The organism is Variovorax durovernensis (assembly GCF_977011995.1).
This window is the reverse complement of record NZ_CDRNCW010000002.1, coordinates 611,944-635,889: the sequence shown is the minus strand read 5'-3', so window position 1 is coordinate 635,889 and position 23,946 is coordinate 611,944. Positions and strand designations below refer to the sequence as shown.

The following is a 23,946-nucleotide window of genomic DNA, read 5'->3' as shown; positions in this document are numbered from 1 at the left end:
TATGCCACGTCGTTCAATCCTGTCCGCCGCCGAGCGCGAAAGCCTGCTGGCGTTGCCGGACACCAAGGATGAGTTGATCCGTCACTACACGTTCAGCGAAACCGACCTCTCCATCATCCGGCAGCGGCGCGGCCCGGCCAACCGGCTGGGCTTCGCCGTGCAGCTCTGTTACCTGCGCTTTCCTGGTGTCATCCTGGGCGTCGATGAGCCGCCGTTTCCGCCCTTGTTGAAACTGGTCGCCGACCAGCTCAAGGTCAGCGTCGAAAGCTGGGACGAATACGGGCAGCGGGAGCAGACCCGGCGCGAGCACCTGGTCGAACTGCAAACGGTGTTCGGCTTCCAGCCCTTTACCATGGGCCACTACCGGCAGGCCGTCCAGTTGCTGACCGAGATGGCCTTGCAGACCGACAAGGGCATCGTGCTGGCCAGCACCTTGATCGAGCACCTGCGGCAGCAGTCGGTCATTCTGCCTGCCCTCAACGCCGTCGAGCGGGCGAGCGCCGAAGCAATCACCCGCGCCAACCGGCGCATCTACGATGCCTTGGCCGAACCGCTGTCGGACGCGCATCGCCGCCGCCTCGACGATCTGCTCAAGCGTCGGGACAACGGCAAAACGACCTGGCTGGCCTGGCTGCGCCAATCGCCCGTCAAACCGAATTCGCGGCACATGCTGGAACACATCGAACGCCTCAAAGCGTGGCAGGCGCTCGACCTGCCTTCTGGCATCGAGCGGTCGGTGCACCAGAACCGCCTGCTCAAGATCGCCCGTGAGGGTGGCCAGATGACGCCCGCCGACCTGGCCAAGTTCGAGGCGCAGCGACGCTATGCCACCCTGGTGGCGCTTGCCATCGAGGGCATGGCCACCGTCACCGACGAAATCATCGACCTGCACGACCGCATCCTGGGCAAGCTGTTCAACGCCGCCAAGAACAAGCATCAGCAGCAATTCCAGGCGTCCGGCAAGGCGATCAACGCCAAGGTGCGGTTGTTCGGCCGCATCGGCCAGGCGCTGATCGAGGCCAAGCAGGCGGGCCGCGATCCGTTCGCCGCCATCGAGGCCGTCATGTCCTGGGATGCCTTCGCCGAGAGCGTCACCGAAGCGCAGAAGCTTGCGCAGCCCGAGGACTTCGATTTCCTGCACCGCATCGGCGAAAGCTACGCCACGCTGCGCCGCTACGCGCCGGAATTCCTTGCCGTGCTCAAGCTGCGGGCCGCTCCCGCCGCGAAGGACGTGCTCGACGCCATCGAGGTGCTGCGCGGCATGAACAGCGACAACGCCCGCAAGGTGCCCGCCGACGCGCCGACCGAGTTCATCAAGCCGCGCTGGCAGAAGCTGGTCATGACCGACACCGGCATCGACCGGCGCTACTACGAACTGTGCGCGCTGTCGGAGATGAAGAACGCGTTGCGTTCCGGCGACATCTGGGTGCAGGGGTCGCGCCAGTTCAAGGACTTCGAGGACTACCTGGTGCCGCCCGCGAAATTCGCCAGCCTCAAGCAGGCCAGCGAATTGCCGCTGGCCGTGGCCACCGACTGCAACCGGTACCTGAACGACCGGCTGACGCTGCTGGAAACACAGCTTGCCACCGTCAACCGTATGGCGACGGCCAACGAGCTGCCGGACGCCATCATCACCGAGTCAGGCTTGAAGATCACGCCGCTCGACGCGGCGGTACCCGACACCGCCCAAGCGCTGATCGACCAGACGGCAATGATCCTGCCGCACGTCAAGATCACCGAACTGCTGCTGGAGGTGGACGAATGGACGGGCTTCACTCGGCATTTCGCGCATCTGAAATCGGGCGACCCGGCCAAAGACAAGAACCTGTTGCTGACCACGATCCTCGCCGACGCGATCAACCTGGGCCTGACCAAGATGGCGGAGTCTTGCCCCGGCACGACCTACGCCAAGCTGGCTTGGCTGCAAGCCTGGCACATCCGCGACGAAACCTACGGGGCGGCGCTGGCCGATCTGGTCAACGCACAGTTCCGCCATCCCTTCGCCGAGCACTGGGGCGACGGCACCACCTCATCGTCGGACGGCCAGAACTTCCGCACCGGCAGCAAGGCCGAGAGCACCGGCCACATCAACCCGAAATACGGGAGCAGCCCAGGGCGGACGTTCTACACCCACATTTCTGACCAGTACGCGCCATTTCACACCAAGGTCGTGAACGTCGGCGTGCGCGATTCGACCTACGTGCTCGACGGCCTGCTGTACCACGAGTCCGACTTGCGGATCGAGGAGCATTACACCGACACGGCGGGCTTCACCGATCACGTCTTCGCCCTGATGCACCTCCTGGGCTTCCGCTTTGCGCCGCGCATCCGTGACCTGGGCGACACCAAGCTGTTCATCCCCAAGGGGGATACCGCCTATGACGCGCTCAAACCGATGATTAGCAGCGACAGGCTGAACATCAAGGCTATTCGTGCCCACTGGGATGAAATTCTGCGGCTGGCGACCTCGATCAAGCAGGGCACGGTGACAGCCTCGCTGATGCTTCGGAAACTCGGCAGCTATCCGCGCCAGAACGGCTTAGCCATCGCCCTGCGCGAGCTGGGGCGCATCGAACGCACGCTGTTCATCCTGGACTGGTTGCAAAGCGTGGAGCTGCGCCGCCGCGTCCACGCTGGACTGAACAAGGGCGAAGCGCGCAACGCGCTGGCCCGCGCCGTATTCTTCAACCGTCTGGGTGTTGAGTTCCATGGAATCCTGACCCGCGATTTCCATCGAATATTGACCCACCCTCTTTGCGAGCCAGCCGGCTCACGGTGTGGATAAGTTCTTGGCTTTCTCCTTTTTAGGTTGGACTGCTTGAACGGGTTGAGCCGAGCTGTGCTTGAAGCGGAAGCTGTCGTTTCCGGTCTCCAGAATATGGCAGTGATGCGTGAGCCGGTCCAGCAACGCCGTCGTCATCTTCGCGTCGCCGAAGACGCTGGCCCACTCGCTGAAGCTCAAGTTGGTTGTGATCACCACGCTCGTGCGTTCGTAGAGTTTGGACAGCAGATGGAACAACAGCGCGCCACCTGATGCGCTGAACGGCAGGTAGCCCAGTTCATCGAGCACCACCATGTCCGCGTACATCAGTCGGTGCGCGATGTGGCCGGGATTGCCACTGGCCTTCTCTTGCTCGAGTGCGTTGACCAGTTCTACCGTCGAGAAGAAGCGCACCCGGCGGTGTTGGTGCTCGATGGCCTGCACGCCCAGCGCCGTGGCGATGTGGGTCTTGCCGGTGCCCGGACCGCCCACGAGCACCACGTTCTGCGCATCGTCCATGAACTCGCATCGGTGTAGCTGACGCACCAGCGCCTCGTTGACCTCGCTGTTGGCGAAGTCGAAGCCAGCGAGATCGCGATAGGCTGGGAAGCGAGCGAGCTTCAACTGGTAGGCCACCGAGCGTACCTCCCGCTCGGCTGTCTCTGCCTTTAGCAACTGCGAGAGCATCGGTTGGGCCGCCTCGAAGGCCGGCGATCCCTGCTCGGCCAGCTCCGCGACGGCCTGGGCCATGCCGTGCATCTTGAGTTCGCGCAGCATGATCACGATGGCGCCGCTGGCAGGGTCATGTCGCATGGCGCACCTCCTGGCTACTCGACTTGGAGTTCAGCGGCCCGCGCAGGCCGCCAGCAGCGCTGGCACGCCCCCGGAGCGTGTCGTAGCGCAGCACATCGGCCTTCGGCTCGTTCATCAGGCGCAGTGCCTGCGGTGCCGTGACAGGCGCCGGCGCAATGGGCTTGGCATCGAGCAGTCGGTGCAGCACATTCAGCACATGAGTCTTGCTGGCCACGCCGGCTTCCAGCGCCAGTTCGACCGCGGTCAGCACTGCCTGCTCGTCGTGGTGCAGCACCAGCGCCAGGATCTCCACCATCTCGCGGTCTCCGCCTGGCTGCTTCAGCAGCGCGGCCTGCAGCCGCCGGAAGCCCTGCGGCAGCTCGCTGAAGGGCGCTCCGTTCCTGAGCGCTCCTGGCTTGCGTTGCAGCACTGCCAGGTAGTGCCTCCAGTCGTAGACGGTCTGACCTGCGGTGTCGTGGCGACGGTCAATGATGCGCGTGTGCTCGCACACGATCTGGCCCTCGGCCGCCACGACGAGGCGTTCGGCGTACACGCGCAGGCTCACTGGCCGGTTCGCGTAGGAGGCCGGAACGCTGTAACGGTTGCGCTCGAAGTGCACCAGGCAGGTGGGCGAGACGCGCTTGGTGTGTTCCACGAAACCATCGAAGGGTCTGGGGATCTGCAACAGTAGTGGCCGTTCCTGCGCCCAGACATCGGCTACGGTCCCTGGCAGCTTGCCGTGGACGATCTCGCCCCACAGCGCCTTGCAGCGGTCCTCCAGCCAGTCGTTGAGCAGCGCCAGCGTGGCGAACGCCGGCACAGGTTGCCACAACCGGTGGCGCGCATCACGCACGTTCTTCTCGACCTGGCCCTTCTCCCAGCCCGAGGCCGGGTTGCAGAACTCGGCCTCGAACAGGTAGTGACTGACCATGGCGCTGAAGCGCGCGTTGATGTCGCGCTCCTTGCCGCGGCGTACCTTGTCCACGGCGGTCTTCATGTTGTCGTAGATGCCGCGCCGAGGCACGCCCCCGAGTACCTCGAAGGCCCGGTTGTGCGCATCGAACAGCATCTCGTGGGTCTGCAACAGGTAGGCGCGCACGATGAACGCACGGCTGTGGCTGAGCTTGAAGTGCGCCACCTGCAGCTTGGTGCGTTCACCAGCGATGACGGCCCAGTCCTCGCTCCAGTCGAACTGGAATGCCTCGCCGGGACCGAAGGCCAGAGGCACGAAGGTGCCGCGCCCGGTCGTCTGCTGGACCTCGTGGAGATGCGCATGCCACGCTCGTGCAAAGGCCGCCACGCGGTTGTAGGAGCCCTGGTAGCCCAGCGCCACCAGATCGGCGTGCATCTGCTTGAGCGTGCGCCGCTGCTTGCGTGACTTAGACGCCTCGCTCTTGAGCCAGCCGCCGAGCTTCTCGGCGAACGCGTCGAGCTTGCTCGGGCTGATGCGCTTCGCGTAGCTGGGCGCCGCCTCGCCCTCGCGAAGGTACTTGCGGATGGTGTTGCGAGACAAGCCCGTGCGCCGGGCTATCTCTCGGATGGACAGTTGCTCTCGCAGTGCCCAACGCCTGATGACACTCAGTGTCGCCACGTCAATCACTCCTGTGCTCCTGCTGCTAAAAGCAGCAGGTTAGGGTTATCACGTGGGTCAGATTTAGATGGAAATCACCGGGCCAAGTGGGTCACTTCTGGATGGAAATCAACAGCCCTGGGCGGCAGAACCGAACCGCGCAAGAGCTGCCACCGCACTGGCATGTCCGCTCATGACCGAGGCTGCCAGGTGCACCAGACTATCCCAATGCTTTTCGATCAAAGCGACGTCGACATTGGCTTCGCACACCGCAGCGATTTCTGCGGGCACTTTGGTGCCGCGTGGCACAAAGAGGTGGCGCTGTTTGAGTTCCTTCAACCGCGGGCAAAGATCAAAACCAAGCAAACGGGCATGTGACATGGCAAAGTCGGTGTAGCCATGGGTATCCACAGCAAGCTGGCTGGTCTCCAGCTTTTCTTGGCGGATGACACCTTCAATGGCCACGCCCGCCTGGCGCTCATTGAGCACAAAGGGCTGCGCATGGAAGATGCCCCACCGGTCTTTTACATGGGAGTAGATTCCAATGGAAGGTGTGTTGCGCCGAGGATCAAGCCGGGCTTGCCACACCCGTTTGGTGGTCTCCATGGTCATCATGTCAGAAGATGCCAAATCGGACCGCCCCCAGGTGGCGGCAATCGGGTGTCGCTGCATGAATTCCAGCACAGCCTGGCAGGCCTGGCTCAGACGCCGTTCGTCCCGCGCCCAGCGCATGGCCTGGCGAATGCTGGTGGCAGACAATTGCGGAATCATGCGCGCGCATTCGACCGCAGTCAGACTGGTGCCGTGGGCCATGATGCCGGCATAGACCATCAGCAGCTCGTCGGTAGAGCGCGGCTCACGTCCGAGCATGATCCAGCTAAAGCGCACCTGGGCGTCAACGGCCAGAATCACTTCCGGCAATTGAACCTCACCGATGCGGTGATCCAAAGCCGCGCGCAGCTTGGTCACTTCTGGGTCTTCGTCCTCTGCGGGCAATGGCGACAAATGGAGTTCATCATCCACGCGCAGTACGCCACTGCGGGCTGCAGCGGCCACCGCATCGACACCGGCAGTTACTCTGGCCAGCAAAGGCTTCAAGAAAGTGGCAGCCTTGCTGGGTAACGATAGACGGGCATAGTGTTTCTTGGACTCTGCCTGCCAACGCTCGTCCGTGAAGAACAAGCGCGCACGACCCCGAAAGCTCAGGCTGTGCTCAATCCAGACCGAGCCATTGCGCACCGCGCGGCGCAGGGCAAACAGGGTGGCCACCTCCAACGCCTGAAACGCCCGTTCCCGGTCTGGGCTGGAGATCGAAACCTGCCAGATCATTCCCAGACTTGGTGCCACCACTTCAACTGGCAGCTTTCTGGATCCTTTGAGATATAAAGCTTGCAGCTTGGCAAGGTACTCGATGGCAGGATGCTCGCCGGTGGCCTGCCAGGGCAGCTTTGCAATGGCGACGAGCAACGACCGCACGGGGCGAATTCCATCAATCAATCCCTCGCGGACCAGGGAGGCCCTGCTCGGTGGTTTGCGTTTCTGGGTTTCGGTGATCAAGGCTTCAAGACGGGCACGCAACTCAGCATCTGGCACCGCACCTTGCGCGCTCAAGGCAACAAGTTCGCCGAGCAGCGTTTTGTACATTGCGGCCCAATTGACGGTAGCGGGGACATCGGCGGCAGCCTGACGCCACAGATCGGCGATCCGGCGCTGCACCATAAGGATCAACTGGTCTGTGGTGGTGAACAGGCAATACCGAAGAAAGCATGCGACCTCCACGGTGCGCGCTGGCTCTTTGATCTTGGCTCCGGCTGAGGGCGGCCTGGAGACAAGTCGGCGCGCGTAGCGGCGCAAGATGAGATCGGGGATGTCTGCCAGGTGCTTATGAACGTCCAGCGTGTAAAGCAGGTCGATGCGCTCCAGTACCTCGCTGATTTGGCGGGTTGAGTGTTTCGCCGGTGCAGCCCATAGCCAACTCTGCTGGGTTTGTCCATCTGGGCGCAGCTCTGAAACTGAGGCTCGCCAGCGATCAAGTGTTGCTGGATCAACGCTGGCGGCGATGGCGGTGCCTGTTTCAACTTCAAGCTGGGCAAGTGCCGCCGCAATCAGTGTCCGAATTGCCCGCTCGTGCACGATCACCAGCTTGTTCTTGTACAGCCATTGACGCGCCCGCACGAGTAGCTGATCGCGGTCGGCGCAGCGCGCCACTTCGTCGCGCAGTTCACGTACCAGTGAGCGGCGCTGGTGCTCGCTCATCCACTGGAATCCAAGGACCGTGCAGGCTACTTGTTGGTGATCGAATAGCGTGCGCCCGCGTTCATACATGGCTCTCAGCGAGGCGACTTCTGGTGCTGCAATGCCAAGCTCGTTGCCAAGGTGGCGCCACAAGGCTACTGGAATTACCCGAAAGGCACCGAGCAAACGCCCACTCATGCGCAGGAAACCAATATGGAGCGCCAGACCAAGCTTGTGGGAATCACCTCGGCGTGCATTGATTGCGTCGCGCTCGGCACCATCGAAGGTGAAAAATGCCTTCATCTCGAAGTCGCTGATATCGCGGGGGAGCCCACGCATCCCCAAAAACGTTGTGTGCCAACCCTGCATCGTGAACCTCAAAAGTGGGAGGCCACCATACCCGTTTACAAAGCGAACAGGAAAGTCAATGAAATCAACGGTCTACCCAGACCACCCCCGCGCCAGTGCTAGCTTTGCGTACCGTCACTTATTGCACTGAAAACGAGGAGACCCCACGAAGGATTCGAGCGCGGCCACCTGCCTCGAGACGGCACCCTGCGTGAGGGCCAGTTCCTGGGCCGCCCGGGTGAAGCTCTGGTGGCGGGCCGCCGCCTCGAAACAGGTGAGCGCCTGGGTGGATGGCAGGTGTCGTCTCATGCGTTCGCGAAGAAATGAGCCTCCAGCATATCTGCATGCAGGATCCTCGCTTGCCGCCACCGGCCCCGGCGCCTAGCATCCACCGGTCAGACGATCTACCTTGTGAGGCTCTTGCATGACTTCCTTTTCCTGGTCCGATCCTTTCCTGCTCGACCAGCAGTTGCAGGCCGACGAGCGCCAGGTGCGCGAGGCCGCCAGCCAGTACGCCCAGGAACGCCTGCTGCCGCGCGTGCAGGAGTCGTTCCGGCACGAACGCACCGACCCGGCGATCTTCCGCGAGATGGGCGAGCTCGGGCTGCTGGGAGCCACCATTCCCGAGGCCTACGGTGGCGCCGGCCTCAACTACGTTTGCTACGGGCTGGTGGCGCGTGAGGTCGAGCGGGTCGATTCCGGCTACCGCTCGATGATGAGCGTGCAGTCCTCGCTGGTGATGGTTCCCATCAACGCCTTCGGCACCGAGGAGCAGAAGCAGAAGTACCTGCCCAAGCTGGCCCGTGGCGAGTGGATCGGCTGCTTCGGCCTGACCGAGCCCAACCATGGTTCCGACCCCGGCGGCATGGCCACGCGCGCGCGCAAGGTGCCCGGCGGCTGGCGCCTGAGCGGCTCCAAGATGTGGATCACCAACAGCCCCATCGCCGACGTCTTCGTGGTCTGGGCCAAGGACGATGAGGGCGCCATCCGCGGCTTCATCCTGGAGAAGGGCTGGAGCGGCCTGAGCGCCCCGGCCATCCACGGCAAGGTGGGGCTGCGCACCTCGATCACGGGCGAGGTCGTGATGGACGAAGTCTTCTGTCCCGAGGAGAACGCCTTCCCCGAGGTCCGCGGGCTGAAGGGCCCGTTCACCTGCCTGAACTCCGCACGCTACGGCATTGCCTGGGGCGCCCTGGGGGCGGCCGAGGACTGCTACCACCGCGCGCGCCAGTACGTGCTGGACCGCCACCAGTTCGGCCGGCCGCTGGCGGCCAACCAGCTGGTGCAGAAGAAGCTGGCGGACATGCTGACCGAGATCTCGCTGGGCCTGCAGGGCTGCCTGCGCCTGGGCCGCATGAAGGACGAAGGCACGGCGCCGGTCGAACTCACTTCCATCCTCAAGCGCAACTCCTGCGGCAAGGCCCTGGACATCGCCCGGGTGGCGCGCGACATGCTGGGTGGCAATGGCATCAGCGACGAATTCGGCGTGGCCCGGCACCTGGTCAACCTGGAAGTGGTCAACACCTACGAGGGCACGCACGACGTGCACGCGCTGATCCTCGGCCGCGCGATCACCGGCATCGCCGCCTTCTCCTGATGCCCTCCGCTGCCTCCATGCCCCGGCCGCTGGCCGGCGTGCGCGTACTCGACCTGTCGCGGGTGCTGGCCGGCCCCTGGGCCGCGCAGATGCTGGCCGACTATGGCGCCGAAGTGATCAAGGTCGAACGCCCCGGCAGTGGTGACGACACCCGCGCCTGGGGACCGCCCTGGTGGGGCCAGGGCGAGGACCGCGTGGCCGCCTATTACGTCTGCGCCAACCGGGGCAAGCGTTCGGTGGCGCTGGACCTCGCCAGCGAGGCTGGCCTGGCCTGCGTGCGCGAACTGGCGCGCGAGGCCGACATCCTGATCGAGAACTACAAGCTGGGCCAGCTCGAGCGCATGGGCCTGGGCTATGCGGCGCTGTCCGCGCTCAACCCGCGCCTGATCTACTGCTCCATCACGGGATACGGTCAGACCGGGCCCCTGGCGTCCAAGGCCGGCTACGACTTCGCCATCCAGGCCGAGGCTGGCCTGATGAGCATCACCGGCGAGCCAGGCGGCGAGCCGCAGAAGGTCGGCGTGGCGGTGACGGACCTCATGACCGGTGTGTACGCCACCAGCGCGATGCTAGCCGCGCTGCACGAGCGGCACGCCACCGGGCGCGGCCGCCACATCGACGCCGCCCTGTTCGATGTGCAGGTGGCCATGCTGGCCAACCAGGCCAGCAACCAGCTGATCGGCGGTCGCACGCCCACGCGCATGGGCAATGCCCATCCCAACATCGTCCCTTACCAGGCCTTTCCCACCCGCAGTGGGCAGCTGGTGGTGGCCGTGGGCAACGACACGCAGTTCGCCAAGTTCTGCGAGGCCGCCGGCCATCCGGAGGTGGCGCGAGATCCGCGCTTTGCCAGCAACCAGGGCCGCGTGGAGAACCGGCAGGAGCTGGTGCCCCGGATCGCCGGCTGGCTGCTCGAGCGCGATGCGGCTGACTGGGTGCGCGCACTGGATGAGCGCGGCGTGCCCTGCGCCCCCGTGCTGGATGTCGGTCAGGTCATGGCGCACCCCCATGTCGCCGCGCGCGGCATGCGCATCGAAGGAAGCGAAGGGGTGCCGCCGATGATTGCGAATCCGATCTGCATCGATGGCTGGCGCATGCGATCGGACCTGCCGCCGCCACGCCTGGGTGGAGGCACCGCCGCCTGGGGCGCCGACGACACGGGGCGCTGATCCTCGCTTGCCGTATCGTGCGGCGCGTGCCATCTCGGTAATTTCCAGACTTGACTCGGCCTCGGGCGCAATCCAGACTGCGCGGCGGCGCGGTCCGGGGATGCGTACGTCCCCCACCGGGCGCGCCCACACAACCCGAGGAAACAACAGAGTGATTGATCTAAAAGTTAACGGCAAGCCCGTGTCCCTCGATGTCGACGCGGACATGCCCCTGCTGTGGGCACTGCGGGATGAGCTGAACCTGACCGGCACGAAATTCGGCTGCGGCATGGCCATGTGCGGGGCCTGCACCGTGCACCTCGATGGCGAGGCCACCCGCTCCTGCGTGCTGCCGGTCTCCGCCGCCGCGGGCAAGAACGTCACCACCATCGAGGGCCTGTCGCCCCAGGGCGAACACCCCCTGCAGAAGGCCTGGGTCGCCGAGAGCGTGCCGCAGTGCGGCTACTGCCAGTCGGGCCAGATCATGACGGCGGCCTCTTTCCTCAAGAAGAACCCCAAGCCGAGCGACGCACAGATCGTCGCAGCCATGACCGGCAACCTGTGTCGCTGCGGCACCTATGGCCAGATCTGCGCCGCCGTGGCGCGCGTGGCCAAGGGGGGCCAGGCATGAAGCTCGATATCGACCAGCAATCCCGCCGCTCCTTCCTGCTGCGCACCGGGGGCGTGGCGCTCGGCGTGGCCTTCGGCGCCCCGGCACTGGGCATCGCCGAACAGGCGCTCGCCCAGTCTGCCGCATCCCCTGCCGCAAGCAAGCCGCTCACGGCCTGGGTCGCCATCGGAGCCGACGGCACCGTGACCATCTTCTCGCCCGCCGCCGAGATGGGGCAGGGCACCTCCACCGCCATGCCCCGCCTGCTGGCCGAGGAACTGGACGCCGACTGGTCGCGCGTCGTGGTCCGCCAGGCGCCCCACCGGCCCAAGGAATTCGGCAACCCGATGTTCGGTGGCGGCCAGGTCACCGGCGCCAGCCGCACCACCCGCGGCTACTACAACCCCATGCGCCTGGCCGGCGCCCAGGCGCGCCAGGTGCTCCTGCTCAATGCGGCCGAGAAGTGGGGCGTCAATGCCTCCGAACTGTCCACCGAGCCGGGCGTGGTCGTGCACGCCGCTAGCGGCCGCCGCATGGGTTACGGGGAGATCGCCGCCTTCGCCCGCGTGCCCGAGGCCATGCCCGAGGTCACGCCCGCGCAGCTCAAGCCCAGCTCGCAGTGGAAGCTGGCCGGCAAGGACGTCGAGCGCGTGGACCTGCGCGACAAGGTGACCGGCCGCGCGGTGTACGGCATCGACGTGCGCCTGCCCGACATGCTGCACGCAGCCGTGCTGCGCCCGCCGGTGCAGAAGGAAAAGCCGCTGTCCGTCGACACCTCCGAGGCCGCCAAGGTCAAGGGCTTCGTGCGGGCCATCACCCTGCCGCACGGCGTGGGTGTGGTCGCCACCAACACCTGGGCAGCCCGCAAGGCCAAGGACGCGCTGAAGGTCACCTGGTCCAACGAATCGCCGGCGCGCGGCTACTCGTCCGATGAGGTCAAGAAGGACTATCTCGCCGTCGTGCGGGACGCGTCCAAGTCGGGCGTGGTGGTCGAGAAGCACGGCGATGCCCCGGCGGCCCTGGCCAGCGCCGCCAAGGTGCTGCGCGCCGATTTCGTCACCGGCCACATCACGCACGCAGCTCTGGAGCCGTTCACCGCCACCGCGCGCTTCCAGGACAACAAGCTCGAACTGTGGGCGCCCACGCAAGCGCCTTCCAGCCTCACCGGCGCACTGGCCGGCGGGCTCAAGCTCGCACCCACCGACATCACCGTGCACGGCACCCTGATCGGCGGTGGCTTCGGCCGCAAGCTCGAGCCGGACGCCGCGCTCGACGCCGCCATGCTGTCGCGTGAGATGGGGGGCCGGCCGGTGAAGGTAACCTGGTCGCGCGAGGACGAGATGCGCCATGGCAAGCCGCGCCCGCTCAACGCGCAGCGGGTCGAGGTGGGTCTGGACGCGCGCGGCAACATCGTCGGCATCCAGCACCGGCTGGCTGGCGAGAGCATCTATGCGCGCGCCAACCTTGCGGCATTCAGGGCCTCCGGGCAGAAGGACGCGCCCTTCCATGAAGGCGCCGAGGCGCTGTACGACCTGCCGGTGCACCACATCGAATACCTGCGCCAGGAGCGCGGCGTGGACGTGGCGTTCTGGCGTGGCGTGGGCGGCGGCTACACCAAGTTCGCGCTGGAAAGCATGATCGACGAAGTGGCCGCCAGCCGCCGCGTCGACCCGCTCGAGATGCGCGTGCAACTGCTGCACAAGCACCCCCGTGCCCAGGCCGTGCTGCGCGAGGCCGCCAAGCTGTCCAACTGGAGCGGCCGGCGCCAGCCGGGTCGCGCCTTGGGCGTGGCCTATTCGGACATCTGGAACACCCACGCGGCACTGGTGGCCGAGGTCGCCGTGGACCGCAAGGTCGGTGACTTCAAGGTCACCAAGCTCTGGGCCGTCATCGACTGCGGCGTGGCCGTGATGCCGGAGAACGTGATCCACCAGGTCGAAGGCGGTCTGATGTGGGGTCTGGAATCGCTGCGGGCCGAGCTGGTCCTGAAGGACGGTGCGGTCGTGCCTTCCAACTTCCACGACTACGCCCACCTGACCCGCGCCGCCGACCTGCCTCCCATGCAGGTGCAGCTGGTCAAGAGCGACGCCGCCCCGGGCGGCGTGGGAGAGTGCGGTGTGCCGTTGGTGGCGCCGGCGGTGGCCAACGCCATCGCCCGTGCCACGGGGCAGCGCCTGCGCACGCTGCCCTTCGAGACCTCCACGCTCAAGCGCGCCTGAAGCGTGAGCTGAAGTAGAACGGCCGCCTGGTGCAGACCAGGCGGCCGTTTCGCTTTGCATGGGGCCTTGGCCTTGGCACCACCGACAGGAATCGAACCTGTATCTAGCGCTTAGGAGGCGCTCGTTCTATCCATTGAACTACGGCGGCGAAGGGCGCCCATTGTAGTGGCGGCGTCCCGCGCCGCCGCTACTTGGACAGCAGCCGCATGGCCTCTTCCAGGCCCTTGACCGTCAGCGGGTACATGCGCTGCCCCATGAGCTGCTGGACGATGCTGATGCTTTGCCGGTAGCCCCAGACGCCCTGCGGTTCGGGGTTGATCCACACGGACTTCGGGAACGCATGTGTCAGCCGCTGCAGCCACTCGGCCCCGGGTTCAGGGTTGTGGTGCTCGACGCTGCCGCCCGGCTGCAGGATCTCGTACGGGCTCATGGTGGGGTCTCCTCGTTTTCAGTGCAATAAGTGACGGTACGAAAAGCTAGCACTGGCGCGGAGGTGGTGTTGGTAGATCGTTGATTTCATTGACTTTCCTGTTCACTTTCAAATCTGCGATTCGTGGCGTCAAACCGTGGTCGGTTTCATCCATTGGTGCCAGTTATCGATGCATTTGGCCGCGAAGGCAGGATTTGGTCAGCATAGCGGTCAACCGGGAAGCGAAACACACCCCGCAAGTTGATGCTCTCCAGCCTGGTGGGCGCAATCTTCCCGATCAGTTCCGGTGGAATGACCTGGCGGCGGTTCGACCAGCGATCCAGGACCGCCTGCATCTGTGAGGTATTCCACGCCATCACGATGTTGGCCATCAGGCTCAACGCATCGGCCACAGCCTGCATTTCATCGACACGTTTGGCCTGCGCCGGGCTGATCCGGCCGGTATAAATGGCGCGCTTGAGGGCGTTAACAGCCTCGCCCCGATTGAGCACCCGGCGCAACTCGTTCCTGAAAGCGTCCTTGACAAAGTAGTCAGCCAAAAACGCCGTACGCAGCAAGGGGTGATCTCGGTTCCGGTGCAAATCGCAGCGGTTTGAATAAAGGGTAAACCCTTGTATTCGCAAGAGTAACTCAGCCCGGGTTTCACGGACCTCCGTCTCTGCCATGATTGGCGCCGCCTGCGCCATTCGGCGTCGACGAGAGGAACACGGTGTCGAGTTTCCACTTGAGGTTCGTGGGTGCGGTCGAGTTGCCCAAGTCGCTTTCGGAGATGGATGTTGATGAATCCTTTCGCCTGAGTGAGAAGGACATCGCCGACGTTCGAGAGAAGTTCAAGAGCGCGCGACTGGGTGCAGCACTGCAACTGGTGTTCATTCGGGCCACGGGTCGCTCTCTCGACAAGGTCACGGGCATTCCCCGAGCGCTGCTGAAATCCCTTTGCATATCGCTGGCGTTGAACGACACGGCGATCGCAACGCTCAAGACGCTGTACAAGCGGTCGGCCACGCGATTCGCTCATCAAAAATGGGCCCGAGAAGCCAGTGGCCTCTCCCCGGCCGACGACTCGACTCTCAAACAACTTGCCGACGCGCTGACTGAACTCGCGGCGACGGCCTCATCTGTCGACGAACTCGTCAAGGAGGCTGAGCACTGGCTCTTCGACCGCAGACACCTCCTGCCAGGGGATCGTGCGATTCGGGACATCGCCCGCCAGGCCTTTGCGGCCACTGAAGCCGCCGCGCTCGCCTCGGTGCGCAGCGAGATCTCTGCACCGATGTTGAGGCGGGCCATTACCCGGGTGTTTTCGAAGCGCCGTGGCCGAACGGGTGGCACCATTCTCGAATGGCTGAGGGTGCCGCCGGGTAAACATGGTCCCAGCGGCCTGAGTGAGGTCACTGAGAAGGTCTCCTACCTCAAATCCCTCGGCGTTCACGACTGGGCGCTGTCCGGCATCTCGAACGCGCGCCTGAGGGCTTACAGCCATAGCGTCGTCAGCCGGCCCCCGTTCGACACCGAGCGGCTGAGCGAGGACAGGAAGGCGGTGGAGATTGCTTGTTTCCTGCGCGTGACCCTGCTCGAGCTGACGGACGCCACCGTGTACATGGCCGGTCGCCGCGTCTGCGATTTTGTGCGCCATGCCTCCAGCCGGGTCCAGTCCACGCAGGCACGTGGCGCCATCGAACTGCGCCAGGAGCGCGAAAAGATTCGCAACTTGCTGTATGCCGAGGACCAGACGGCCCAGCAGAAGATCGAAGCCTTGAAAGCGTTGATCCCGCCCGAGTGCGGTTCTCCCCTCACGAGCCGCGCAGCGCTTGTCAGGCAGGCACTCACGCAGGACAACCAGAAGATCACAGCCCTGCTGAATTCGTTGGCACACTTCGAGGTCAAGGGCGATGAATCGCAGCGTCCCCTCAAGCAGATCCAGGCGCTGCGCGACCTCCAGGCGCGTGGCATCAGAGAGTTGCCTAAGGATTTCGATGTCACGATCACGGACCCGGTGTGGCATGAGTTGCTGAATGCTCCCGATCGCAAGAAGGCTCTTGCCGCGCTTCGCGCGTCCACCCTCACGTCGGTGCGCAAGGGTCTGCGCGGTGGTCGTCTGTGGATCGATCACAGCTGGAGCCACCGCAACAGGCAGGATCAGTTGATCTCGCCGCAGGACTGGAAGAAGAAGCGGCAGAGCTTGATCAGTGCCCTGAGCCTCACAGCCGACCCGAAGCAATTTCTGGATCGCCTTCATGGCACCCTGAAGGAATGCCTCCAGGCGCTGTCCACCGCGTGCGCCGCCGGAAAGGTCGAGATCGACGCCCAAGGGCATGTGCGACTGCCTGCCATCCAGCCGATGGACGTCGACGCCCAAGCCAGCCGGAGCCGGGATGCCATCTTTGCGATCATCGGCGATGCCCAGTTCGGCGACATGATCGTTGAACTCGATGCGCATGTCGGTTTCAGTGAACTGCTTTTGGGCAGTCGTGCGAAAACGCCCCGCGAACTCAGTGCCTTGTACGGTGCGCTCCTGGCGCACGGCACTGAGAACGATGCGAGAGGTGTCGCCGCGATGGTTCCCGGCCTGGAGGTTTCTCACATCTCGGCCGCCATGCGGTCCCTGGAAGGGCATGGCCGCCTTCGGCGTGCGAATGAGCGTCTCGTCGCATTCCAGCGCCAGCACCCTATCGCAAGCCTTTGGGGCAAGGGCGACAAGGCGTCGGCCGACATGATGTCGCTGGACGCGTCCAGGCACTTGTACAACGCGCGGCTGGACCCGCGCCGGCGCACGCCCGCGGTTGGGGTCTATTCGCACGTCATGGGATCGTACGGCCTGTTCTATGACCAGCCGATCGTCCTGAACGAGCGCCAGGCACCGGTCGCGGTTCACGGGGTGGAGTCCCACAACAACACATTGGGTGCCGACGGTCTCCGGTTGTCTCTGCTCGCGGTGGACACGCACGGCTACACGAACGTCGCGATGGCCGTCGCGAAGCTGCTGGGCTTCGACCTGTGCGTTCGCCTGCAGAATCTCGCCGAGCGCAAGCTCTATCTGCCGCGCTCGTTCGAGCGACCCGAGAATCTGGAGCAGCTTGCCATTGGCGACGTCTCCGAGCGGGCGATCACCAAAGGCTGGGATGATCTTTTGAGGTTGATCGCCTCGATCCGCGGCGGCCATCTCTCGGCCAAGGAAGCGCTGGAAAAACTCGGCAGCGCCGCCAAGGGTGATCCTTTGCACCGGGCCGCAGATGAGCTGGGAAAGCTGTTGCGCACGATTTTTCTGTGCGACTACTTCACCAACACCGAATTCCGCCGCGAGATCCACACGCTGCTGAACCGGGGTGAGTCGGTGCACCAACTTCAGCGTGCCATCTACCATGGCCGGATTCTTCCCGAGCGCGGTCGCCGGCGCGACGAGATGCGGGCCATCTCGGGTTCTCACGCCTTGCTGACGAACGTGGTCGTCGCATGGAACACCATGAGGATGCAAGGTGTTGTCGATCGCTGGCGCAAGGAACAGCACCCCATCGAAGATGCCTGGCTGCGCCGCATGGGGCCGGTGCACTTCGGGCACATCAACTTTCGCGGAACCATCGCGTTCAGGATCGAGCAGTTCGAGGACGCCTTGCTGCACAAGACCGCCCCAAAGCGGCGTGCTGCCGGGGCCATGTGATGCACCGCAGCGCTGCGGTTTGCACATGAATCAGAAAGTGCCTCGACACCAGGCCTTTCACAAGTGCTTGATTCATATGGGAATTCAATGCCAAACCGCTGTGATTTGCACGCGACTCAGAAAACGCCCAGCGTAGCTCGGGGTGATCGTCCTTTCCGTGCAGATTGGTGTGCTTGGTTCGATGTTCCTGATGCCCGAGCGATCCGAGGGCGGCGGAATTGAGGTTGGGGACTGGACTGCCGTGGCTCAGCAAGACACAAAGCATCTAAGCTATTGATTTAAAAAGAAATCTGAACGGCACATGAAATTCTCTGACATCGTTGTCGGCGGCAAATACAGCAATGCAACGTCGAAAAGCGCCGGAGTCCGAATCGTTGACTCGATCTTCGAGCGGGTCAACGGCGAACGCGCATTAGCCTGGACGAGCGCCGTTCCTCGGCGTTTGCGCGCCGGCCACGACCGCGGCGTCTCGACCGTGGCTACCTTTGCGCGCTGGGCGCAGGCAAGTCAGGCGATGACGACCGAGGAAACAACGGCCTACGAGCAGCGGGCTACCCAGTGGGCCCAGATCCAGCAGCAATACGGCACCGCGGTTCGAGCGCTGATCACCCGGCAGGATCAATAAGCAACAGATGCAAATTGGACTTGCCGGCCATCGCTGTCGCATTGGATGATCTCGGCCCTGTTTCGACTCACCAAGGAGAATTCCTCTTCACCATTCAAAAGCCGTTACCACCGCCCGCCGGATACGCCAGTTGGCTCGACTACGCGGTCGAATCCTTCAGCACCCGCCAAGCCTGGCTCGAAAGCCTCTGGCAAACCTGGGCCGACGACACCGCCGTCGAACTGGACCGCGACGACATCCGCGAGTCCGCGCGCTTGGAACTGCGCGCCCTGCGCAAGGCAGCCGCCGCGGCCGGCTCATGAGTTCGGGCCGCGTGCTGCGAACGCGGTATCCATCTGCCGCGCCCGCTTAACCTCGTCGCCGTGCAGGTAGATCGAGGTCGTCGTGATAGAGGCGTGGCGCAGGTTGTCGCGCACCGTCGTGAGTTCCGCGCCGCGCGCCAGCGCATGCGTGGCATGGGTGTGGCGCATCCAGTGGGGACTGGCACGGCGCAGTTTGTCCGCAAGCGCCGGGCTGTCCGCCTCGACGGCCTCGGCCACCTTCAGAAAGAAGCGCCGCATGATGCTCCACAGCCGCGTGGCCGTGATGCCGGCAACACTCTCCAACTCCAGGCTGCCGAGCAGCGGCGTCTTCGGATTCCATCGGGCCGGCGTGATCGGCAGTTGACGCTGCATCAGGTACCGGTCCAGCGCAGACCGGGCCAGCGGCGGCAGCGCCACCTTGCCGGCCTTGCCGCCTTTGCCCACCAGGCGCAGCCAGTGATCGCCATGAATGTCCGCCTCGATCTGGCCGAGCGTTGCGCCGACCAACTCACCAATGCGCAGCCCGGTCGCGTAGGCAAAATCCAGCACGAACCGCAGCCGCTGCGCCGCCGGTGCTTCCCAGCCATGCACCCATTCCAGGCCCTCGGCCACCGCCTGCAGGATCGCCCATTCCCCTTCGCCAAAGACCCGCGTCACCGCCAGCGGCTCTGACCTCGAGGCACCCCGGACTTTGATGCCGGCGAAGGGATTGGCCAGCGCATAGCGCTGCTGGATCAGCCAGCGGAACAAGGCTCCGGCCACCGACAGCGCGTAGGCCACGGAGCGGGCTGACAGGGCACCGGTGAATGGCCGCCACTCGGGCGAGGAACGCGGCGCGGCCGGTCCGACCCAACGCCCGCGTGGTGCGGGGTGACGCAGAAACGCCCGGTACGCCACGGCATCTTCTGTCGTCAGCGACGACAGCGCCTTGCCGCGCTCCAGGATGGCCCAGAGGATCAACCGCTCGGCCTCCTTGCGGTAGGCCCGCTGGGTGGCCGCCGACTCGTGCAGCGACAGCCAAGCCTGCACCGCCTCGTAGTCGTTGCGCGCGCCCAGGATGCAGGTCTCCAGCGGCGCCCGGAAGGCACCGCGCGAGCCGTCGACCTCGTGGGGCACGTACAGCCGCTCCCAGGGCACCACGTCCTGCGGCATGCCGACCGGCACCAGCGCACGGGCGGCGGCGGTCAGAGACGGATGCGCCGCAAAAAAAGCTTCCACCTGCCTGGCGCCGGTGGCGCCCAAGCCGGGAATGTCCGCCCACCAGCGCCGCCGGCGCGGCACGCGCACCGTCAGATCGGCCAGCGTGCGCAGGCCGTGGGCCTGGATGGGCTTGGCGATGCGCGCGGGCAGCCAGCGCTCGACGGCGTCCGTCACCAGCGGCCGCGGCACGGCGAGCCCGCGCAACAGGTCGATCGCCGCCATGACGGCACAGACCCGCTTCGGCCGCTCGGAGGACGGGTGCAGGATCAGTTGCGCCAGATCGTCGCGGCGGCACCGGCGGGCGCGGTCCGCCAACTGGCGCCGGATGTCGCCCAGGACGGCGCGGGATGACCTGCCTGCGCCAGTGCTGTGCGGCAGGAACTGAGCGACAGCCTCGGTGGTGCCCATGCCGGCGTACCAGGCGCGCAGGGCCGCGAGCGCCGCGGCACCGGGGAAGTCCTGCGACGCCTCTTCCAGGATCCGGGTGCTCAGGGTACTTTTCATCTTCGGAGTTTAGCCAGATGAGATGGCTATTGCGATAAGAAGAGTTATCACAATAGTTCATCCGTAGAACAGCAATCTGTCACGAGGGTGCTGATCCCACCTTACTCCGGCAAGGGCTTCGCTTGGCTCCGGCGTTGGCGCAGCCGCGCAGCCGAACGTGCGTGAATGCGTGGTCGAGATTCGCGTTAGGTCTTGTCTGGCTTGGTCTCGCCCACCACGGAATTCACTTTGCCCTCTTCAACCTTGGCGCTCTCATCTTTCGTGGCGCCGTTCATGCCCTTCATCATGAAAATCATCGCGATCGGGCAGGCGAGGAACAGCAAGAAGGGTGCACTGGCCAGAATGAACGCGTGGGATGAGGGCAATGCGAAGTACACAGCGGTCAGGGCAATTCCTAGCCCGATACCAATCTTGATGATCGTTTTCAAATTGCAGTTCATAATCAAATTCCTTGAAATAGGGGCGCGGCAGGATGGGACACTTGACGTTCGACGGGTCGTTCACGTCGACCGGACTGGCAAGGCGCCGGTCCGGTACGACGATGAAGGAACTTGTCGTCACCGCGATTCTTTGGGGGTGCCGCCTTGCGTCGAATCCCGGTGGGGACGCGCCTCACGCGCCGCTTTCCGGCTCTCGCCAACCATCTCGGACTTGCTCGTCCCCATCACGCCCGAGCCTTGTCCAACGGCGGTGCCGCCATCCTTGATCTGTTTGACGCCTGTCGGCTTCGCATTCTTCCTGGCCTCGGCCAAGATTTGCGATTTGGTGTTGGTCGGCGGAGCCGCTTCCTGCGTCTGGCTCTGCGCGTAGGCGCCGGACAGCAGCAGTGTTGTGGTCCCAATCGCGAGCAGAATCTTCTTCATCTCAGGCTCCTTGAAAGTTAAGAGAAATGACGCCTCGGTGATCGGCTTCAAGGTCGACCGTCTCGCTTGCGTCACGGTTCAAACTTTAGAAGCTGGGGTACAACAACCGCCTGACCGCCGCATGACGATTTCGTCACCTGCAGGCAGCCGCGAACAGTGCAACACGGAGCGCGTGCACCGCGGCATGCGCGGCAGTTGGTCGGCAAGGCTAAGCGGCCTCGTCGTCGTGACTGGTCCCCCGTCCAGTGGGGCACAACCCGATAAAAAGCCGCTGCGAAGACTATGCAGATCTTGGATGTGGTCGCGTGTCGACGGCGCCCGCTTTGTGCGGGGTGTGCGGTGTCACTTCAAGATCCCCTTGGGGACCGGCCTCGGTGTCTGAGCCATGTTGATTTGGAACAACGCCGCGACGCTTCTGGACGAGGGGCCTGCGGGTTGCAACCGCCATGGCAATCGGCGTCACGTCTCACGCATTGAAAGACTGCCGACCGCGGCCGATGTACAAGTAACCTTGCTCAACTGCAGCCTCACTTTCCAAGTCGGATTTTGCCAACTGCTCCAGAGCGCACATCAGGAACTCGGCGACCTCCCATCGCCGCTCGGCCACCGCCTGCTTATATAGCCGTAGCACCTCCTGCCCCAGGCCCTGGGAAACGTCAGATCTGTGCGCCATCGCAATGCCTCCAAACGACCCTGTTGTCGATACCTTCAGCCAACACCTTACCGCTGTGGCAAGGTCAAGAGGGGGACCGGTTGACCTTCGCCGTGGGGCGAATGTTTATTCTCCGGCGATCCTTTACGACCAACAACTAATCGACCAGTTTGCTCGCGCGTAGACGCAGCGAATTGGCAATCACACTCACCGACGACAGCGCCATCGCGGCGGCCGCCACCACCGGCGACAGGAGGATGCCGAAGAACGGGTACAGCATGCCAGCTGCTATCGGAATCCCAACGACGTTGTAGAAGAAGGCGAAAAAGAGGTTGGTTCGGATGTTCTTCATCGTGGCCTGCGAAAGGCGACGCGCACGCGCAATCCCCATGAGATCACCCTGCAGCAGCGTCACCCCTGAACTCTCCATGGCAACGTCGGTGCCGGTTCCCATGGCAATGCCAACGTCTGCTGCAGCCAGCGCCGGGGCGTCATTGACGCCATCGCCTGCCATGGCCACCACCCGGCCCTCGGCCTTCAGCCGTTGCACCACTGATGTCTTGTCTTGCGGCAGAACGTCTGCAATGACTTCGTCTATGCCGAGCTGGCGACCTACAACCTCCGCGGTGGTCTTGCCGTCGCCGGTGAGCATGACCACGCGGATGTTCTCGCGGCGCAGCACGGCGATGGCTTCCGGTGTGCTGGGCTTGATGGGGTCGGCAATGCCGACGAAACCAGCCAGGCGGGCGTCGATGCTCACGAAGATGACCGTCGCAGCTTGCGCCCGCACAGCGTCTGCCGCTGCAGCCATGCCACTGACGTCGACATCGTTCTCAGCCAGAAATTTCGCGCTTCCGCAGATCACCCGCGCGCCCTCGACCATGCCGATCACGCCCTTGCCGACGGGTGAGTCAAAGTCCAGAACGGGCGACAGGGGCAACTGGCGCTCCAGTGCGTCGGCGACGATGGCGGCGGCCAGTGGATGTTCGCTCGCCCGCTCGACGCTGGCGAGCTTCTGAAGCACCGTGGCGACGTCAAAGCCAGGCGCCGATTCGACGCGCACCACCTTCGGCCGCCCCTGCGTCAACGTGCCTGTCTTGTCCACCACGAGCGTATCGACCTTCTCCATGCGCTCCAGCGCCTGTGCATCTCGGATGAGCACGCCGTGCTGCGCGCCCTTCCCAACGCCCACCATGATGGACATCGGTGTGGCCAGGCCAAGAGCGCAGGGACAGGCGATGATGAGGACGGCGACGGAAGAGACAAGTGCGTACGCGACGGCCGGGCTGGGTCCCCAGACAAGCCAGGCGCCGAAGGCCAGAAGCGCGACGGCAATCACAACCGGCACGAACCAGCCCGCCACCCGGTCGGCCATCCGCTGAATCGGGGCGCGGCTGCGTTGAGCGGACGCAACCATCTGGACGATCTGGGCAAGTAGGGTATCAGCGCCCACCTTTTCGGCTTGCATGACGAAGCCACCCGTCTGGTTGAGAGTGCCGGCAGTGACCTTGGAACCGGGCGTCTTGACGACCGGAATCGGTTCACCGGTGACCATCGACTCGTCGACCGTCGCCTTGCCTTCCACGATCTCGCCGTCTACCGGTATTTTTTCCCCCGGGCGCACCCGTAGCCGCTCGCCCACGAGCACAGCGTCGAGTTCCACCGTCTCGTCGGACCCGTCGCTTCTCACGCGCACGGCCGTCTTCGGTGCGAGGTCGAGCAAGGCGCGTATCGCACCGGACGTCCTTTCGCGCGCCCGCAATTCCAGCACCTGCCCCAAAAGCACCAGGACGGTGATGACCGCAGCCGCCTCGAAGTAGATCGGAACCGCCCCGTCCCCCGTGCGCAGGTCCAACGGGAACAACCGTGGTGCCATCGCGCCGATCATGCTGTACACCCAGGCAACACCAACGCCCAGCGCAATGAGGCTGAACATGTTGAGGTTGCGGTTCGTCACAGAGGCCCACCCCCGAACGAAGAACGGCCAGCCGGCCCACAGCACCACCGGTGTGCCGAACAACAGTTGAAGCCAGTTCGATGTTTGCTGACTCATCAAGCTCTGCAGATTGGCGAGGTGGCCGCCCATCTCGAGCGCGACCACAGGCACGGTGAGCGCCAACCCACCCCAGAACCGACGGTTCATGTCCCTCAGTTCCGGGTTCTCCCCTGTTTCCACCGTAGCGACAACCGGCTCCAGAGCCATCCCGCAAATCGGACAGTTTCCGGGCCCCATCTGCCGCACCTGCGGGTGCATGGGACAGGTGTATTCGACACCTGCAACTGCGGCCCGCTTGCTCAAAGCGTCGCGCTGACCGGCATGCTCACCCGCGGCAAGCTGAGTATTCGCACCAACGGGATGCCGATGAGAACGTTTGTCGGCCTCCGTTGCGCCTGGACTGTGAGGGTGCAGTTGCATGATGGGCTCCTATTCC

The 23,946-nt window shown here is 64.4% G+C and carries 13 protein-coding genes, 1 tRNA gene and 5 pseudogenes; 8 read left to right on the top strand and 11 right to left on the bottom strand.

All coding sequences use genetic code 11. The annotated features are described in order from the left end of the window. Nucleotide 1 precedes the first annotated feature (1 nt). Nucleotides 2-2,698 (top strand): annotated as a pseudogene (locus ACWV14_RS34985) (Tn3 family transposase); the annotation flags it as partial. Between the two features lie 72 nt (nucleotides 2,699-2,770). On the opposite strand, the gene istB reads toward ACWV14_RS34985, so the two are convergent. The 4 genes and pseudogenes from istB to ACWV14_RS34965 form a co-directional block, all read right to left on the bottom strand. Beyond that, the gene (gene istB, locus ACWV14_RS34980) at nucleotides 2,771-3,574 is read right to left on the bottom strand and encodes an IS21-like element helper ATPase IstB (protein WP_454901618.1); all 804 of its coding nucleotides are present in this window, start codon (nucleotides 3,572-3,574) and stop codon (nucleotides 2,771-2,773) included. After that, nucleotides 3,564-5,153 (bottom strand): IS21 family transposase, encoded by a 1,590-nt coding sequence (gene istA, locus ACWV14_RS34975; RefSeq protein WP_454901620.1) that lies wholly within the window; start codon nucleotides 5,151-5,153, stop codon nucleotides 3,564-3,566. Before istA ends, istB begins: the two co-directional genes overlap by 11 nt. Nucleotides 5,154-5,258: 105 nt before the next feature. After that, nucleotides 5,259-7,727: pseudogene (locus ACWV14_RS34970) on the bottom strand (Tn3-like element IS1071 family transposase); the annotation flags it as partial. Between the two features lie 126 nt (nucleotides 7,728-7,853). Next, nucleotides 7,854-8,015 (bottom strand): annotated as a pseudogene (locus ACWV14_RS34965) (LysR family transcriptional regulator); the annotation flags it as partial. 115 nt (nucleotides 8,016-8,130) lie between these two features. On the opposite strand from ACWV14_RS34965, the gene ACWV14_RS34960 reads away from it, so the two are divergent. From ACWV14_RS34960 to ACWV14_RS34945, 4 genes are all read left to right on the top strand, one after another. After that, nucleotides 8,131-9,303 (top strand): acyl-CoA dehydrogenase, encoded by a 1,173-nt coding sequence (locus ACWV14_RS34960; RefSeq protein WP_454908429.1) that lies wholly within the window; start codon nucleotides 8,131-8,133, stop codon nucleotides 9,301-9,303. Continuing rightward, entirely contained in the window at nucleotides 9,303-10,472 is a 1,170-nt protein-coding gene (locus tag ACWV14_RS34955) for a CaiB/BaiF CoA transferase family protein (RefSeq protein ID WP_454908428.1), read from the top strand. The genes ACWV14_RS34960 and ACWV14_RS34955 overlap by 1 nt, the downstream gene beginning before the upstream one ends. A 151-nt stretch (nucleotides 10,473-10,623) precedes the next feature. After that, nucleotides 10,624-11,082, top strand: coding sequence for a (2Fe-2S)-binding protein (locus ACWV14_RS34950; RefSeq protein ID WP_454908427.1), 459 nt, complete (start codon nucleotides 10,624-10,626; stop codon nucleotides 11,080-11,082). Beyond that, complete coding sequence (locus tag ACWV14_RS34945; protein ID WP_454912867.1) at nucleotides 11,079-13,280, top strand: molybdopterin cofactor-binding domain-containing protein; 2,202 nt, start codon at nucleotides 11,079-11,081, stop codon at nucleotides 13,278-13,280. The genes ACWV14_RS34950 and ACWV14_RS34945 overlap by 4 nt, the downstream gene beginning before the upstream one ends. Nucleotides 13,281-13,353: 73 nt before the next feature. Here ACWV14_RS34945 and ACWV14_RS34940 read toward each other — a convergent pair. The 3 genes and pseudogenes from ACWV14_RS34940 to ACWV14_RS34930 form a co-directional block, all read right to left on the bottom strand. Then, a tRNA-Arg gene (locus ACWV14_RS34940) sits at nucleotides 13,354-13,428 on the bottom strand. Between the two features lie 39 nt (nucleotides 13,429-13,467). Next, nucleotides 13,468-13,722 (bottom strand): annotated as a pseudogene (locus ACWV14_RS34935) (hypothetical protein); the annotation flags it as partial. Between the two features lie 134 nt (nucleotides 13,723-13,856). Further along, nucleotides 13,857-14,267 (bottom strand): annotated as a pseudogene (locus tag ACWV14_RS34930) (Tn3 family transposase); the annotation flags it as partial. 152 nt (nucleotides 14,268-14,419) lie between these two features. On the opposite strand from ACWV14_RS34930, the gene ACWV14_RS34925 reads away from it, so the two are divergent. The 3 genes from ACWV14_RS34925 to ACWV14_RS34915 all read left to right on the top strand — a co-directional run bounded on the left by ACWV14_RS34925 (nucleotide 14,420) and on the right by ACWV14_RS34915 (nucleotide 18,295). Continuing rightward, a complete protein-coding gene (locus ACWV14_RS34925) occupies nucleotides 14,420-17,368 on the top strand; it encodes a Tn3 family transposase (RefSeq protein WP_454908371.1) in 2,949 nt (982 codons plus the stop codon). A gap of 301 nt (nucleotides 17,369-17,669) precedes the next feature. Next, on the top strand, nucleotides 17,670-17,993 hold the full coding sequence (locus ACWV14_RS34920) for a hypothetical protein (RefSeq protein ID WP_454908370.1): 324 nt from the start codon (nucleotides 17,670-17,672) through the stop codon (nucleotides 17,991-17,993). 20 nt (nucleotides 17,994-18,013) lie between these two features. Next, on the top strand, nucleotides 18,014-18,295 hold the full coding sequence (locus ACWV14_RS34915) for a hypothetical protein (protein WP_454908369.1): 282 nt from the start codon (nucleotides 18,014-18,016) through the stop codon (nucleotides 18,293-18,295). On the opposite strand, the gene ACWV14_RS34910 is transcribed toward ACWV14_RS34915, so the two are convergent. The 4 genes from ACWV14_RS34910 to ACWV14_RS34895 all read right to left on the bottom strand — a co-directional run bounded on the left by ACWV14_RS34910 (nucleotide 18,290) and on the right by ACWV14_RS34895 (nucleotide 23,930). Continuing rightward, a complete protein-coding gene (locus ACWV14_RS34910) occupies nucleotides 18,290-19,999 on the bottom strand; it encodes a phage integrase family protein (RefSeq protein ID WP_454908368.1) in 1,710 nt (569 codons plus the stop codon). The genes ACWV14_RS34915 and ACWV14_RS34910 overlap by 6 nt on opposite strands. 185 nt (nucleotides 20,000-20,184) lie before the next feature. Beyond that, nucleotides 20,185-20,439, bottom strand: a complete 255-nt coding sequence (locus ACWV14_RS34905) for a DUF2933 domain-containing protein (RefSeq protein WP_455342659.1) — start codon at nucleotides 20,437-20,439, stop codon at nucleotides 20,185-20,187. A 117-nt stretch (nucleotides 20,440-20,556) separates the two neighbouring features. Next, complete coding sequence (locus ACWV14_RS34900; RefSeq protein ID WP_454908367.1) at nucleotides 20,557-20,913, bottom strand: cell envelope biogenesis protein TolA; 357 nt, start codon at nucleotides 20,911-20,913, stop codon at nucleotides 20,557-20,559. A 758-nt stretch (nucleotides 20,914-21,671) separates the two neighbouring features. Next, entirely contained in the window at nucleotides 21,672-23,930 is a 2,259-nt protein-coding gene (locus ACWV14_RS34895; RefSeq protein WP_454908366.1) for a copper-transporting P-type ATPase, read from the bottom strand. Nucleotides 23,931-23,946: the final 16 nt, after the last annotated feature.

Coding starts and splice junctions, on each gene's coding strand:
- ACWV14_RS34905 (WP_455342659.1), bottom strand. CDS start 20,439: ATGAACTGCAATTTGAAAACGATCATCAAGATTGGTATCGGGCTAGGA.
- ACWV14_RS34920 (WP_454908370.1), top strand. CDS start 17,670: ATGAAATTCTCTGACATCGTTGTCGGCGGCAAATACAGCAATGCAACG.
- ACWV14_RS34960 (WP_454908429.1), top strand. CDS start 8,131: ATGACTTCCTTTTCCTGGTCCGATCCTTTCCTGCTCGACCAGCAGTTG.
- ACWV14_RS34955 (WP_454908428.1), top strand. CDS start 9,303: ATGCCCTCCGCTGCCTCCATGCCCCGGCCGCTGGCCGGCGTGCGCGTA.
- ACWV14_RS34945 (WP_454912867.1), top strand. CDS start 11,079: ATGAAGCTCGATATCGACCAGCAATCCCGCCGCTCCTTCCTGCTGCGC.
- ACWV14_RS34895 (WP_454908366.1), bottom strand. CDS start 23,930: ATGCAACTGCACCCTCACAGTCCAGGCGCAACGGAGGCCGACAAACGT.
- istB (WP_454901618.1), bottom strand. CDS start 3,574: ATGCGACATGACCCTGCCAGCGGCGCCATCGTGATCATGCTGCGCGAA.
- ACWV14_RS34910 (WP_454908368.1), bottom strand. CDS start 19,999: ATGAAAAGTACCCTGAGCACCCGGATCCTGGAAGAGGCGTCGCAGGAC.